At 62.8% G+C, this 13,026-nt stretch carries 14 protein-coding genes; all 14 read left to right on the top strand.

Annotated features, from left to right (window positions below; translation table 11 throughout):
- Positions 1 to 65: 65 nt before the first annotated feature.
- The 14 genes from AC1DQR_RS19620 to AC1DQR_RS19555 all read left to right on the top strand — a co-directional run bounded on the left by AC1DQR_RS19620 (position 66) and on the right by AC1DQR_RS19555 (position 12,983).
- Entirely contained in the window at positions 66 to 839 is a 774-nt protein-coding gene (locus AC1DQR_RS19620; RefSeq protein WP_150987514.1) for a ParA family protein, read from the top strand.
- Positions 840 to 891: 52 nt separating this feature from the next.
- Positions 892 to 1,794 carry a ParB/RepB/Spo0J family partition protein gene (locus AC1DQR_RS19615; protein ID WP_416049969.1) on the top strand — a complete coding sequence of 301 codons (903 nt, stop codon included), beginning with the start codon at positions 892 to 894 and terminating at the stop codon, positions 1,792 to 1,794.
- Between the two features lie 377 nt (positions 1,795 to 2,171).
- Positions 2,172 to 2,672 carry an ATP synthase subunit I gene (locus AC1DQR_RS19610; protein WP_416049968.1) on the top strand — a complete coding sequence of 167 codons (501 nt, stop codon included), beginning with the start codon at positions 2,172 to 2,174 and terminating at the stop codon, positions 2,670 to 2,672.
- A gap of 245 nt (positions 2,673 to 2,917) precedes the next feature.
- The gene (gene atpB, locus AC1DQR_RS19605; protein ID WP_416049967.1) at positions 2,918 to 3,781 is read left to right on the top strand and encodes a F0F1 ATP synthase subunit A; all 864 of its coding nucleotides are present in this window, start codon (positions 2,918 to 2,920) and stop codon (positions 3,779 to 3,781) included.
- A 62-nt stretch (positions 3,782 to 3,843) separates the two neighbouring features.
- Positions 3,844 to 4,110 carry a F0F1 ATP synthase subunit C gene (atpE, locus tag AC1DQR_RS19600; RefSeq protein ID WP_006157246.1) on the top strand — a complete coding sequence of 89 codons (267 nt, stop codon included), beginning with the start codon at positions 3,844 to 3,846 and terminating at the stop codon, positions 4,108 to 4,110.
- 99 nt (positions 4,111 to 4,209) lie between these two features.
- On the top strand, positions 4,210 to 4,680 hold the full coding sequence (locus AC1DQR_RS19595) for a F0F1 ATP synthase subunit B (protein ID WP_043350775.1): 471 nt from the start codon (positions 4,210 to 4,212) through the stop codon (positions 4,678 to 4,680).
- Between the two features lie 2 nt (positions 4,681 to 4,682).
- On the top strand, positions 4,683 to 5,222 hold the full coding sequence (locus AC1DQR_RS19590; protein ID WP_006157248.1) for a F0F1 ATP synthase subunit delta: 540 nt from the start codon (positions 4,683 to 4,685) through the stop codon (positions 5,220 to 5,222).
- A 49-nt stretch (positions 5,223 to 5,271) separates the two neighbouring features.
- Positions 5,272 to 6,813, top strand: a complete 1,542-nt coding sequence (gene atpA / locus AC1DQR_RS19585) for a F0F1 ATP synthase subunit alpha (RefSeq protein WP_150987510.1) — start codon at positions 5,272 to 5,274, stop codon at positions 6,811 to 6,813.
- A 74-nt stretch (positions 6,814 to 6,887) separates the two neighbouring features.
- Complete coding sequence (gene atpG / locus AC1DQR_RS19580) at positions 6,888 to 7,763, top strand: F0F1 ATP synthase subunit gamma (protein ID WP_416049966.1); 876 nt, start codon at positions 6,888 to 6,890, stop codon at positions 7,761 to 7,763.
- A 33-nt stretch (positions 7,764 to 7,796) separates the two neighbouring features.
- Positions 7,797 to 9,200, top strand: coding sequence for a F0F1 ATP synthase subunit beta (atpD, locus tag AC1DQR_RS19575; RefSeq protein ID WP_150987508.1), 1,404 nt, complete (start codon positions 7,797 to 7,799; stop codon positions 9,198 to 9,200).
- Between the two features lie 139 nt (positions 9,201 to 9,339).
- Positions 9,340 to 9,756 carry a F0F1 ATP synthase subunit epsilon gene (locus AC1DQR_RS19570; RefSeq protein ID WP_043350759.1) on the top strand — a complete coding sequence of 139 codons (417 nt, stop codon included), beginning with the start codon at positions 9,340 to 9,342 and terminating at the stop codon, positions 9,754 to 9,756.
- Between the two features lie 766 nt (positions 9,757 to 10,522).
- Entirely contained in the window at positions 10,523 to 11,527 is a 1,005-nt protein-coding gene (locus tag AC1DQR_RS19565; protein WP_477133579.1) for an RsiV family protein, read from the top strand.
- Positions 11,528 to 11,532: 5 nt separating this feature from the next.
- Positions 11,533 to 11,955 carry a CoA-binding protein gene (locus tag AC1DQR_RS19560; protein WP_416050407.1) on the top strand — a complete coding sequence of 141 codons (423 nt, stop codon included), beginning with the start codon at positions 11,533 to 11,535 and terminating at the stop codon, positions 11,953 to 11,955.
- 71 nt (positions 11,956 to 12,026) lie between these two features.
- Entirely contained in the window at positions 12,027 to 12,983 is a 957-nt protein-coding gene (locus tag AC1DQR_RS19555) for an alpha/beta hydrolase (protein ID WP_416049964.1), read from the top strand.
- Positions 12,984 to 13,026: the final 43 nt, after the last annotated feature.

Raw genomic sequence — 13,026 nt, 5'->3', positions numbered from 1 at the left:
GGCCGGTGGTTGTCGCCGGCGCCCACCCCCGGCAGGTAGAAATCAAGCAGGAGCAGCAGGAACATATGGCCAAGGTATTCGTGATCGCAAACCAGAAGGGCGGCGTCGGCAAGACCACCACCACGGTGAACCTTGCCGCCGGCTTGGCGGCACAGGACCAGCGTGTGTTGCTGATCGACCTGGATCCCCAGGGTAATGCCTCGATGGGTTCCGGCATCGACAAGCAGTCGCTTGAGCACAGCGTCTACCAGGTGCTGGTTGGCTTGTCGACGGTGAGCCAGGCGCGTCAGCATTCCGAATCCGGCAAGTACGACGTGCTGCCCGCCAACCGCGAACTGGCCGGCGCGGAAGTGGAACTGGTCGAACTGGACCAGCGCGAGAAACGTCTCAAGAACGCCATTGCCGAGGTCGATGCCGAATATGATTTCGTGTTGATCGACTGCCCGCCGTCGCTGTCGCTGCTGACCCTCAACGGGCTGTGCGCGGCCAACGGCGTGATCGTGCCGATGCAGTGCGAGTACTTCGCGCTGGAAGGGCTGTCCGATCTCGTCAATACCATCAAGCAGGTGCACGCCAACCTCAATCGCGACCTGAAGGTGATTGGCTTGCTTCGTGTGATGTTTGATCCACGTGTCACCTTACAGCAACAGGTGTCGGCCCAGCTTGAGTCGCATTTTGGCGACAAGGTGTTCAAGACCGTCATCCCGCGCAATGTGCGGCTGGCGGAAGCACCATCCTATGGCGTGCCCGGCGTGGCGTTCGATCCGTCGTCCAAGGGGGCCAAGGCCTACCTCGATTTCGGCGCCGAGATGATCGCGCGCGTCAAGCAACTCGACTGAACGCCGGGCTGAGAGTCACCGGGTTGAGAGTCACCGAATACAGGATACCGAGATGAGCACCGCGAAGAAGAAGGGCCTGGGCCGCGGACTGGAAGCCCTGCTGGGTGGGCCAGCCGAGATCGTCGATGCCGTGAAGCAGGAGGGCGCTCCCTCCGTGCTCCGCCTGGACCAGCTCCAGCCCGGCAAGTACCAGCCGCGCACGCGCATGGACGAAGGCGCGCTGCAGGAGCTGGCCGCGAGCATCCGTGCCCAAGGCCTGATGCAGCCGATCCTGGTGCGCCGCGTTGCAGAGCCGGGTCGCTACGAGATCATTGCCGGTGAGCGCCGCTTCCGCGCCTCCAGGATCGCCGGGCTTGAAGAGGTGCCGGTGCTGGTCAAGGACGTGGCCGACGAAGCCGCGGCTGCGATGGCGCTCATCGAGAATATCCAGCGTGAAGACCTCAACCCGCTGGAAGAAGCGCAGGGCATCATGCGCCTGGTGCGCGAATTCAATTTCACCCACGAGCAGGCAGCGGAATCGGTAGGGCGCTCGCGCAGCGCGGTGTCCAATCTGCTGCGTCTGCTGAACCTGGCCCAGCCGGTGCAGACCATGCTGATGGCGGGCGACCTCGACATGGGCCACGCCCGTGCGCTGCTCTCCGCCGACGGCGCCAACCAGATCACGCTCGCCAATCAGATCGTTAACAAACGTTTATCGGTGCGCGAGACCGAAAAGCTGGTAGCCTCCACCCTCAAGCCCTTTGACCTCAGGTTGCAGAAGCCGAACAATGGCGCGCCGGCGCGCGACGTGGCCCGCCTTGAGGAAGAACTATCCGACGTGCTTGGCCTGCCGGTACAGATCAAGCTGGGCGTGCGGGGCAAAGGCCAGCTCACCATTCACTTCACCAGCAATGATGCGCTCGACGGTGTGCTGACACGCCTGCGCGAGCCCGGCGAAAGCCAGTCACCCGCCTGAGTGGGATTTCCCAAAAATAGTGCGCGATTAACGGTCGGTGCGGCTGTGCAGCGGCTTGGTGCAATTGGATGCCGGCCGGTTCTGGCTCGGCGCGCGCACGCCTGTGTAAGGTCTGTGCAAGGCCGATAAACGACCATGGTGCGCCGCCAGCCTTGGGCAGCTCAATTACCTGGCGCGTTATTGTTGGGCGTCGGCCGCGCACGCACTATGGGTTCGTGGCGATTGCAAGTGAAATGCGGACTGTTGCAAGGCGTCTGTAAGCAGATTGACTCGCATGGTGCATTCCTCGTAAAATCGTGCGGTTTGAATTCCGGCCGGTCCAGAAAAGTTCCGGAGCGGATTAAACAACAAGCAGCAACGAGCAAAGGCAATAGCAGGTGGTTTCAGATCGTCAGGATGCTGGTCGGAAAACCGACTGGCAGACGCGTGATGCCTGGGAAGATGAGGCAGATCGCGAAGAAGAGGCGGTCGATCCGCTGTCGCGCGTCGAGGCGGAAACGCTGTTCGGCGAGCGCGCGCTGCGCCCTTCGCGCATGACGCCCGGCAGGGTCGTGCTGGCGCAGGTTGCGGTTACTTTGTTGTCGGCCATTGCCTGGCGACTTTTTGCTGGCGGCAACGCCGGCGCGGCGGGTTGGTCGGCACTATTCGGTGGCACGGTGTGTTTCGTGCCCAGTGGTTTCTTCGCGCTGCGACTCTGGATGGCGCGCGAACGTCCCTCGATCAGCGGACTGGTGGTCGGCGAGGCGATCAAGGTGTTTGCCACCGCCGGGTTGTTTGTCCTGGTAGTGGTGCTGTACAGCGAGTTGCGCTGGGTACCGATGCTGGTCACGTTCCTGCTTGTGCTCAAGACTTACTGGGTCGCGCTGGCGATTCGCTGAGGTTGTGCCCCAGGGTTGGCCGGCCAGGCGCGGCAGGTCGGATAAGTGTGCTTCTCGTCGAAGTGGGGCACGAAAACAGAATATCAAGATGTTTTTGCGTGGCGCGTCACAACAGTGAAGCGCGGCGTGGATAAGGTTCAAACGAGCTTGCCCGCGGTGACCAGCAAAGTGTGCTGAAGGCGGTGCAAGAAGCGTACCGGCAAAATGCCGGCAACTGGTTTCGCAATATTACGGTTCGTTTCGACATGTCAGCTGCTCAAGGCGCCGAACAGGCCCTCACCCCCTCCGGCTATATCGCCGAACACTTGCAGAACCTCAACACGGTTGGCGGCAAGCAAGCCGCCGTCGTTGACTTCAGCGTCCTCAACTACGACACCGTGTTCTGGTCGGTGCTGTGCGGCGCCATCGCCGTGATTTTCCTGTACGCCGCCGCGCGCCGCGCGACCGCCGGCGTGCCGGGCCGCTTCCAGGCTTTCGTGGAAATGATCGTCGAGATGGTCGACGACCAGGCCAAGGGCATCATCCATGGCGACCGTTCCTTCATCGCTCCGCTGGCACTGATGGTGTTCTGCTGGATCACGGTAATGAATGCCGTCGACTTGATCCCGGTCGACTGGGTTACCGGCCTGAACGGCCTGCTGGGCATTTTCCACATCCATCTGCCGCACCACCGCGCGGTCGCCACGGCCGACCTGAACGGTACGCTGGGCATGTCGTGCGCAGTGCTGGTGCTGATGATCTATTACAGCTTCAAGATCAAGGGCGTGGGCGGCTTCGCCCATGAACTGCTGTCGGCCCCGTTTGGCGCCAAGTGGTACCTGGCCCCGTTCAACCTGATCCTGAACCTGATTGAATTCCTGGCCAAGGCGGTTTCGCTGGGCATGCGGTTGTTCGGCAACATGTACGCCGGCGAACTGGTGTTCCTGCTGATCGCCCTGCTGGGTTCCATCTGGACGTTCGGTGCGGACCTCTCCGCGCTGGGCTTCGTCGGTCATGTGCTGGCCGGTACGGTATGGGCGATCTTCCACATCCTGATCGTTCTGCTCCAGGCCTTCATTTTCATGATGCTGACGCTGGTGTACATCGGCCAGGCACACGATCACCACTGATTTAAGTTTTTCGGTTTTTCGGTTTTTTGGTTCTAAGTCTCTTCTCAATTAAAGGAGTAGTCATGCAAGCATATCTCGCCAACATCCAGGGTCTGACCGCCATCGGTATCGGCATCATCATCGGTCTGGGCGCAATCGGCGCCTGCCTGGGTATCGCCCTGATGGGTGGCAAGTACATCGAAGCGTGCGCACGTCAGCCTGAACTGATGAACCCGCTGCAAACCAAGATGTTCCTGCTGGCTGGCCTGATCGACGCGGCATTCCTGATCGGCGTGGGCGTTGCAATGCTGTTCGCATTCGCCAACCCGCTGCTGGCTGTCATCAAGTAATTCTTTTCGGTCTGCATGATGCTGACGGGCGGCGCGGGCCACTTAGCCTGGCCGCCCTTGCGCATTTATCTGTAGTTTGATTACCGAAAGGAACACACCATGAATCTGAACGCAACGTTTTTTGCGCAGATGGTCGTGTTCTTCATCCTGTGGTGGGTAGTTGCCAAATTCATTTGGCCGCCGCTGGTGAAGGCGCTCGACGAACGCGCAAAGAAGATCGCCGATGGCCTCGCCGCCGCCGAAAAAGGCAAGGCTGAGCTCGAACTCGCCAACAAGCGTGTGGACCAGGCCCTGGCCGAAGCCCGCACCGAAGGCGCTCAACGCGTCGCTGACGCCGAGAAGCGCGCTCAGCTGACCGCTGACGAGATCAAGCAAAACGCCCAGGCAGAAGCCGCACGCATCATTGCCCAGGCCAAGGCCGAAGCCGAACAGCAAGTTACCCGCGCGCGCGAGCAATTGCGCGACCAGGTCGCCGTGCTGGCCGTCAAGGGTGCCGAGCAGATCCTCAAGCGCGAAGTGAACGCGCAGGTCCACGCGGATCTGCTCAATCAACTCAAGGCTGAGCTCTAATCATGGCTGAAACCGCAACCATTGCCCGTCCCTACGCCGAGGCGCTGTTCCGCGTCGCGACCGAATCGAGCGGCAATCTGGATGCATGGTCCGAGCTGGTGTCGGAAATGGGGCAAGTTGCCGCCAATCCCGACATGAAGGCGGTGGCTGGCGATCCGAACGTGCACGGCGACAAGCTGAGCGCACTGTTCCTGTCGGCCCTGAAGTCTCCGGTCAACGACGAAGCCAAGCGCTTCGTCAGCCTGCTGGTGGATAACCACCGCCTGTCGGTATTGCCGGAAATCGCCGAGCAGTTCCATGCGCTCAAGAACGACCGTGAAGGGTCGGCTGATGTCGAGATCACGAGTGCCTTCCCCCTTGAGGGCGCAAGCCTGACCGACCTCGTCGCCGCGCTCGAACGCAAGTTCGGCCGCAAGCTGCAGCCCTCGGTTGCGGTGGACCCGTCGCTGATTGGCGGCGTGCGCGTCAAGGTCGGCGACGAAGTGCTCGACACCTCCGTGCGTGCGCGCCTGGCAGCAATGCAAGTGGCGCTGACCGCATGATGCGCGAGAAGCGCACCAGCCGACGGATTGAAGAATTAGGAGCATTGTGATGCAACTGAACCCCTCAGAAATCAGCGAGCTGATCAAGTCCCGCATCTCGGGTCTTGGCGCCGACGCTGAAGTGCGCAACACCGGCACGGTGATTTCCGTGACCGATGGTATCTGCCGCGTGCACGGCCTGTCTGGCGTGATGCAGGGCGAGATGCTGGAATTTCCCGGTAACACGTTCGGTCTGGCACTGAACCTCGAGCGCGACTCTGTCGGCGCCGTGGTGCTGGGCGACTACGAACACATTTCCGAAGGCGACCCGGTCAAGTGCACCGGCCGCATTCTGGAAGTGCCGGTTGGCAAGGAACTGCTGGGCCGCGTGGTCAACACGCTGGGTCAGCCGATCGATGGCAAGGGCCCGATCAATGCCAAAGAAACCGACGTGATCGAAAAGGTTGCCCCTGGCGTGATCGCACGTCAGTCGGTCAGCCAGCCGGTGCAGACCGGCCTGAAGTCGATCGACGCGATGGTGCCGATCGGCCGTGGCCAGCGCGAGCTGATCATTGGCGACCGCCAGACCGGCAAGACCGCCGTTGCTGTCGACGCGATCATCAACCAGAAGGGCAAGGGCGTTTTCTGCGTCTACGTGGCAATCGGTCAGAAGGCTTCGACCGTGAACAACGTGGTGCGCAAGCTCGAAGAACTGGGCGCGATGGAATACACCATCGTCGTTGCTGCTACGGCTTCGGACTCCGCCGCCATGCAGTACCTGGCTGCCTACGCTGGTTGCACGATGGGCGAGTACTTCCGCGACCGCGGTGAAGACGCGCTGATCGTTTATGACGACCTGACCAAGCAAGCCTGGGCCTACCGCCAGGTGTCGCTGCTGCTGCGCCGCCCGCCGGGCCGCGAAGCTTACCCCGGCGACGTGTTCTACCTGCACTCGCGTCTGCTCGAGCGCGCAGCCCGCGTGAACGCCGATTACGTCGAGAAGTTCACCAAGGGCGCAGTGACCGGCAAGACCGGCTCGCTGACCGCGCTGCCCGTGATCGAAACGCAAGCTGGCGACGTGTCCGCTTTCGTGCCGACCAACGTGATCTCGATCACCGACGGCCAGATCTTCCTGGAAACCGACCTGTTCAACGCAGGTGTGCGCCCCGCAATCAACGCCGGTATCTCGGTGTCGCGCGTTGGTGGTGCCGCCCAGACCAAGGTCGTCAAGAAGCTGTCCGGCGGTATCCGTACCGACCTGGCCCAGTACCGTGAACTGGCTGCGTTCGCGCAGTTCGCTTCCGACCTGGACGATGCCACCCGCAAGCAGCTGGAGCGCGGCCGCCGCGTGACGGAACTGCTCAAGCAGGCTCAATACCTGCCGCTGCAGGTGTGGCAGCTGGCCGCGTCGCTGTACGCAGCCAACAACGGCTTCCTCGACAACGTGGAAGTGAAGGACATTCTCCCGTTCGAGAAGGGCCTGCACGACCATCTGAAGACCAAGTACGCCGACCTCGTCAACCGCATCGAAGATTCCAAGGATCTGTCGAAGGAAGACGAAGCCACCCTGCGTGCCGCGATCGAGGATTTCAAGAAGTCCGCCGCGTTCTAACCGCGCAATTCCACGAAACTGCGCCGGCGCCGTTGCCATGACGGTGCCGGTGCGGCACGAATGGAGAGGAAGATATGGCCGGAACGAAAGAAATTCGAACCAAGATCAAGAGCGTGCAAAACACGCGCAAGATCACCAAGGCGATGGAGATGGTCGCCGCGTCCAAGATGCGCAAGGCGCAGGAACGGATGCGCAACGCCCGTCCCTATGCTGAGAAAGTGCGCAATATCGCGGCGCACCTGGCTGCGGCCAACCCCGAGTTCAAGCACCCCTTCATGGTGGCACGCGACATCAAGCGCGCCGGCATGATCGTGGTAACGACGGACAAGGGGCTGTGCGGCGGCATGAACACGAACGTGCTGCGTGCGGTAACCAATGAGCTGCGTGAGCTGCAAAGCCGCGGCGTGGAGGTGCAGAGCACCGCCATTGGTTCCAAGGGCTTGCAGTTCATGGGCCGCATCGGCGCCAAGGTGCTCTCGCACGTGGTGCACCTCGGTGACACCCCGCATCTGGAAAAACTGATCGGTGCCATTAAGGTCCAGCTCGACGCCTTCACCAATGGTGAAGTCGATGCTGTGTACCTGGCTTACACCAAGTTCATCAATACGATGAAGCAGGAGCCGATGGTGGAGCAGCTGCTGCCGCTCCCCGCCGACAAGTTTGCCCAGACCGAAGATGAAAAGCGCGCCTACTCGTGGGATTACATCTACGAGCCCGACGCACAGACCGTAGTGGAAGAACTGTTGGTCCGCTACGTCGAAGCGCTGGTGTACCAGGCCGTGGCCGAAAACATGGCGTCCGAGCAATCGGCGCGCATGGTGGCCATGAAGGCGGCATCCGACAATGCCAAGAACGTGATCGGCGAACTGCAACTGGTCTACAACAAGACCCGTCAGGCAGCGATTACCAAGGAACTGTCGGAAATCGTCAGCGGTGCCGCAGCCGTCTAAGGCGTCAAGTATTCAAGCTATCGGAGATACGAAATGAGTATCGGAAATATTGTGCAGTGTATTGGCGCCGTGGTGGACATCGAGTTCCCCCGCGACGCGCTGCCTAAGGTCTACGAAGCGCTCGTGCTGGAAGACAGCAACGAAGCCTCGTTCGCCGAGAAGGGCCTGACCTTCGAAGTGCAGCAACAGCTGGGTGACGGCGTGGTGCGTACCATTGCCCTCGGCTCGTCGGACGGCCTGCGCCGCGGCATGGCAGTGAAGGGCACTGGCGCCCCGATCTCGGTGCCCGTCGGCCACGGCACGCTGGGCCGCATCATGGACGTGCTGGGTCGTCCCATCGACGAAGCCGGCCCGATCGCTTCGGACGAGCTGCGCTCGATCCACCAGAAGGCCCCGAAGTTCGACGAACTGTCGCCTTCGGTTGACCTGCTCGAAACCGGCATCAAGGTGATCGACCTGGTGTGCCCGTTCGCAAAGGGCGGCAAGGTGGGTCTGTTCGGTGGCGCCGGCGTCGGCAAGACCGTGAACATGATGGAGCTCATCAACAACATCGCCAAGCAGCACAGCGGTTTGTCGGTGTTCGCCGGCGTGGGCGAGCGTACCCGTGAAGGGAACGACTTCTACCACGAAATGAAGGACTCGAACGTTCTCGACAAGGTGGCCATGGTGTTCGGCCAGATGAACGAGCCGCCGGGCAACCGTCTGCGCGTGGCACTGTCCGGCCTGACCATGGCCGAGAAGTTCCGCGACGAAGGCCGTGACATCCTGTTCTTCGTCGACAACATCTACCGCTACACGCTGGCCGGTACCGAAGTGTCCGCACTGCTGGGCCGTATGCCCTCCGCAGTGGGCTACCAGCCGACGCTGGCCGAGGAAATGGGCAAGCTGCAAGAGCGCATCACCTCGACCAAGACTGGCTCGATCACGTCGATCCAGGCCGTGTACGTGCCTGCGGATGACTTGACCGACCCGTCGCCTGCTACCACCTTCCTGCACTTGGACTCGACCGTCGTGCTGTCGCGTGATATCGCCGCGCTGGGTATCTACCCGGCAGTCGATCCGCTCGACTCGACCTCGCGTCAGCTGGACCCGCAAGTCGTGGGTCAAGAGCACTATGACGTGGCCCGTCGCGTGCAGCAAACGCTGCAACGCTACAAGGAACTGCGCGACATTATCGCGATTCTGGGCATGGACGAACTGTCGCCGGAAGACAAGCAGTCGGTGTCGCGCGCTCGTAAGATCCAGCGTTTCCTGTCGCAGCCCTTCCACGTTGCGGAAGTGTTCACGGGTTCGCCGGGCAAGTACGTCACGCTGAAGGAAACCATCCGCGGCTTCAAGATGCTGGTGGACGGCGAGTGCGATCACCTGCCGGAGCAAGCGTTCTACATGGTCGGCTCGATCGACGAAGCCTTCGAGAAGGCCAAGAAGCTCCAGTAAGCGGCGTCTTTCGCTGCCAGCGCCATAGTGGGGGCCGCCACGGACAGCAACGTCCGGGGCGGCCACCCTTAGCCTGGCAGCGGAATACCTGCTTCCTGGCAACGGGAAGCCGAAGCTTTCAGGGACTAAAGGAATTCACATGGCAACCATTCTTGTAGACGTCGTCAGCGCCGAATCGTCGATCTTCTCCGGTCAGGCGAAGTTCGTGGCACTGCCGGGCGAGTCGGGCGAGTTGGGTATCCTGCCGGGCCATACGCCGCTGATTACGCGTATCCAGCCGGGCGCGGTGCGCATCGAGAAGGAAGACGGCAGCGAAGAGTTCGTGTTCGTGGCCGGCGGGATTCTCGAAGTCCAGCCCAAGCACGTCACCGTGCTGGCAGACACCGCTATCCGCGGCAGCGATCTCGACGAAGCCAAGGCGCAGGAAGCCAAGCGCGCCGCCGAGGAGCTGATGCAGAACCAGAGCAGCGATCTCGACCTGGCACGTGCCCAGAGCGAGCTTGCCGTGGCAGCAGCACAGCTGGCTGCCATCGCGCGCCTGCGCCGGAAACGGTAAGAAAAGCAGGGCCGCCGCAGCTGTTGTTTTTTTGGCGGCGGCGAAAAAAAAGGCAGCTGCGAGGCTGCCTTTTTTTTATGCCAACGACTATTCTGTCGGCTCAGGACAAAAAAAAGCGCGCGGGCCGGGGAGGCACCGCGCGGACGGGAAAATCCCTTCGAGGGGTCAATTCGAAGGAACGGGTAAGGTCCAGGTCAACCAACAGGCGCTAACCACATTCTTGGTGGTCCAGCACTCGGTCAGGCGGTATTGATCGCATTCAGACGATCCAACCAGCCGGAACCGGCAAGCGCCAACATCATCTCAACCTGGTACACCGATCACAGGCATCGCCTGTGATCCGGTCAATCTGGGTGGGAATGCTTCCTTAGGCTTTCTTCCATGACGCCCTCCCTTTCTTTTGGGGGAGGGAACGCCTTTCACAAAAACTGATTGTGTTGAAGCATTGTGGGGGAAACTTTTGGGGATGGCAGTAACAAAATGTATCGGTTTGCAAGAAGTTGAAAGCGCGGTAACTAAATAAGCGTCTAAACAGGCATGTTACGCCACGTTTCCCCGCACTTGTCGTCAGGCGGCGGGAACATCACCACGCGGCGCGGGTCCGATAGCTTTCGCTGATCCTGCCATCCGCCTCGCGGTCCGGCCATCCACTGCCATGCCGCTTTCCTTCCCCTTTCCCTCCTTTTACAGCTTTGCCCTGGCGCCCGCGGATATCGCGAGAGGCCTTGTCCAGCATAGGCTGGCGGCGTTGCTGGCGACGTCTTTCATGGCGGCTGGCCAGGCTGGCGCGGCAGAGCCGCAAGCCCCCGCTGGTACGCTCTGGCAAGGCGAGCTCGACGGCCACATACAGGTATCGCTGACGATATTTCCGCGCGCGGGCACTAGCGGGATCGACGGCACGGCCCGTTACGATTCAATGCTTGCCTCCGCGCCGCGTCAACTTGATGGCCAATTGACATCCGACGGACGGCTGAGCGTGCGCGAGCGCGCCACTGGCCAGGCGCCTGTTGAGTTTCCTGAAGCCCGCGATGGTGCACGTTTTGAGGGCACCGTCTCCTCCGATGGGTTGAGTGTCAGTGGGGAATGGATGAATACCGACGGTACCCACCGCCAGGCATTGACGCTCACGCGCAAGGCAATCTATCGCGAGCGCACCGTGAATGTGGCTGGCGCACGTCTTACCGAGCGCTATCCCGAAACCGGCCGCCCGAGCGTGGATACCCTCATTACGTCACTGCGTGCCAGCGCCTGCGGCCAGGGTGAACAGGAGTGCCGCAGCGCGATCGAGGTGATGCGGCTGGATGCCGGCAACGTCAGCCTGCTGCGCACCACCTGGCGCTACAGCGGTGGCGCACATGGCAGCCTCGACTTCGTGAGTGGCACGTGGCGGCGTCACGGCCCGGCGGGTGCAGTGGCGTCCGCGCCAACTGCCCAGCCGGTCTATCGCCGGGTCGGGCTAGCTGAACTCTTGCAGCCGGGCGAGGCTTGCCTGCAAAAACTCAATGACGAGCTACAAGCCGCACTGAAGCGGCAGGGCGCAGCCGAGCCCGCACGTGGCGTGCTCGACGCACAGGCGCTGCAGGAATCGCGCGTCCCGTTTACCCTGTACCGCGGTGGCGTGGTGTTGCACTATGCCCCCTACGCGGTCGGCCCATTTGCGCAGGGCGCTTACCAGGTAGCGGTGCCGTTCGCGCGGCTGGGCAGTTGTGCCCGCCCGCCCGGTACCGGCCGCGACAAGTCCCCGGAACCCTTTGAGAAGGAATCGACGTGAGCGAGATGCAGACAGCCATTCGCGGCATGCTGGCGATGAAGACGATAGCCGTGGCCGGCCTGTCCGGACACCCGGACCGGCCCAGCCATGAAGTAGCCGCCTACCTGCAGCGCCACGGCTATCGCATTGTCCCCGTCAATCCGCGCCATGCGGGCGAGCGCATCCTGGGCGAGACCTGCTACGCCAGCCTGGCCGATGCCGCTGCGGCCTTGGCCAAGTCCGGGCAGCACATTGAATGGGTCGATATCTTCCGCCGCGCCGCCGATGTGCCGCCGGTGGTCGAGGATGCCATCGCGATCGGCGCCCGCGGCGTCTGGCTGCAACTCGGCATCGTCAATGATGCGGCGTTTGCCCGGGCCACCGCCGCCGGGTTGCTGGCGGTGCAGGACCGCTGCAGCAAGATCGAGCTGATGCGCCAGGCCGCCTGATCCCGCTAAACTAGTCACGCTAGCTCCGAATCCCGCCTTCAATCCCGCTCTCAATTTAGTCCCAAGCAGCCATGGCCATCGATCCCCAGCTTCTCGATTACTACCGCCGGCTCTCCGAACGCTACGCCGGGCAGCCCGAGCCGGCCGGTGCCGCCGGCCGCCGCGCGCGCTTCGCCGAGATCGCGGCGACCTCGGTCGTGCCCGACCCGGGGGGCATCAAGTCCACCGACATGGAGCTGGTGCTACCCGGCCGCACGCTGGCGGCGCGATTGTTCCGCCCGGAGGGCGTGGCCGCGCCGCGCCTGATCGTCTATTTCCATGGCGGCGGCTGGGTGGTGGGATCGCATGACACGCATCACAGCGTGGCAGCGCTGCTTGCCGCCGACACCGGCTGCGCGGTGGCCAGCGTGGACTACCGGCTGGCACCGGAGCATCCGTTCCCCGCGCCGTGCGACGACGCGCTGCAGGCGGTGCTGTGGTTCGCCGAGCAACGCGCCCGCTTGCGCCTGGACACGGGCTTCCTGGCAGTGGCGGGCGACAGCGCGGGCGGGCACCTGGCCGCGCAGGCCGCGCGCTGGGCCAATGCGCACGGGCGCCCCGGCCTGGTCAACGCCCAGCTGCTGATCTATCCCGTGGCCGCGCCGGTGCTGGCCAGCGAAAGCTATCGCGCCTTCGCGGATGGTCCCGGCCTCACTCGCGACGAAATGGCCTGGTTCTGGACGGAATTCATCGGCGCCGAGCGCCTTGCCGCCGGCGCCGCCATCGAAGACACGCGCATCCACCTGATGGGCGCCGCGCCACAGCACCTGCCCCCGGCCAGCGTGGTGATGGTTGCCGCCCACGACGTGCTGCGCGACGACGGCCTGGCCTACGCTGACTACCTGGTGCGCTACGGCGCGCCGGTGATCACGCTGGAGGCAAGCGGGATGACGCACGGCTTTGCCCGCCTGCAGCCCGATGCCCCGCGCGCGCGCGAATGGATGCGCCGCGCCGCGCAAGCCTTCAAGGAACTGGCGGAGGATATCTAAGCTGCCGGCAGCGGCCGGCCATCCCGTAAAATGGCGGTCTTAC

Source organism: Cupriavidus sp. 05L411 (genome assembly GCF_056398045.1).
The sequence above is the reverse complement of the archived record's forward strand: the minus strand, read 5'-3'. Positions and strand labels throughout refer to the sequence as shown.

Bases quoted from the DNA above. Each gene is read 5' to 3' on its own strand.
- atpG (WP_416049966.1), top strand. From the start codon at position 6,888: ATGGCCGGAACGAAAGAAATTCGAACCAAGATCAAGAGCGTGCAAAAC.
- AC1DQR_RS19570 (WP_043350759.1), top strand. From the start codon at position 9,340: ATGGCAACCATTCTTGTAGACGTCGTCAGCGCCGAATCGTCGATCTTC.
- atpD (WP_150987508.1), top strand. From the start codon at position 7,797: ATGAGTATCGGAAATATTGTGCAGTGTATTGGCGCCGTGGTGGACATC.
- AC1DQR_RS19555 (WP_416049964.1), top strand. From the start codon at position 12,027: ATGGCCATCGATCCCCAGCTTCTCGATTACTACCGCCGGCTCTCCGAA.
- AC1DQR_RS19560 (WP_416050407.1), top strand. From the start codon at position 11,533: ATGCAGACAGCCATTCGCGGCATGCTGGCGATGAAGACGATAGCCGTG.
- atpA (WP_150987510.1), top strand. From the start codon at position 5,272: ATGCAACTGAACCCCTCAGAAATCAGCGAGCTGATCAAGTCCCGCATC.
- AC1DQR_RS19565 (WP_477133579.1), top strand. From the start codon at position 10,523: ATGGCGGCTGGCCAGGCTGGCGCGGCAGAGCCGCAAGCCCCCGCTGGT.
- AC1DQR_RS19620 (WP_150987514.1), top strand. From the start codon at position 66: ATGGCCAAGGTATTCGTGATCGCAAACCAGAAGGGCGGCGTCGGCAAG.
- AC1DQR_RS19595 (WP_043350775.1), top strand. From the start codon at position 4,210: ATGAATCTGAACGCAACGTTTTTTGCGCAGATGGTCGTGTTCTTCATC.
- atpE (WP_006157246.1), top strand. From the start codon at position 3,844: ATGCAAGCATATCTCGCCAACATCCAGGGTCTGACCGCCATCGGTATC.
- AC1DQR_RS19590 (WP_006157248.1), top strand. From the start codon at position 4,683: ATGGCTGAAACCGCAACCATTGCCCGTCCCTACGCCGAGGCGCTGTTC.
- atpB (WP_416049967.1), top strand. From the start codon at position 2,918: ATGTCAGCTGCTCAAGGCGCCGAACAGGCCCTCACCCCCTCCGGCTAT.
- AC1DQR_RS19615 (WP_416049969.1), top strand. From the start codon at position 892: ATGAGCACCGCGAAGAAGAAGGGCCTGGGCCGCGGACTGGAAGCCCTG.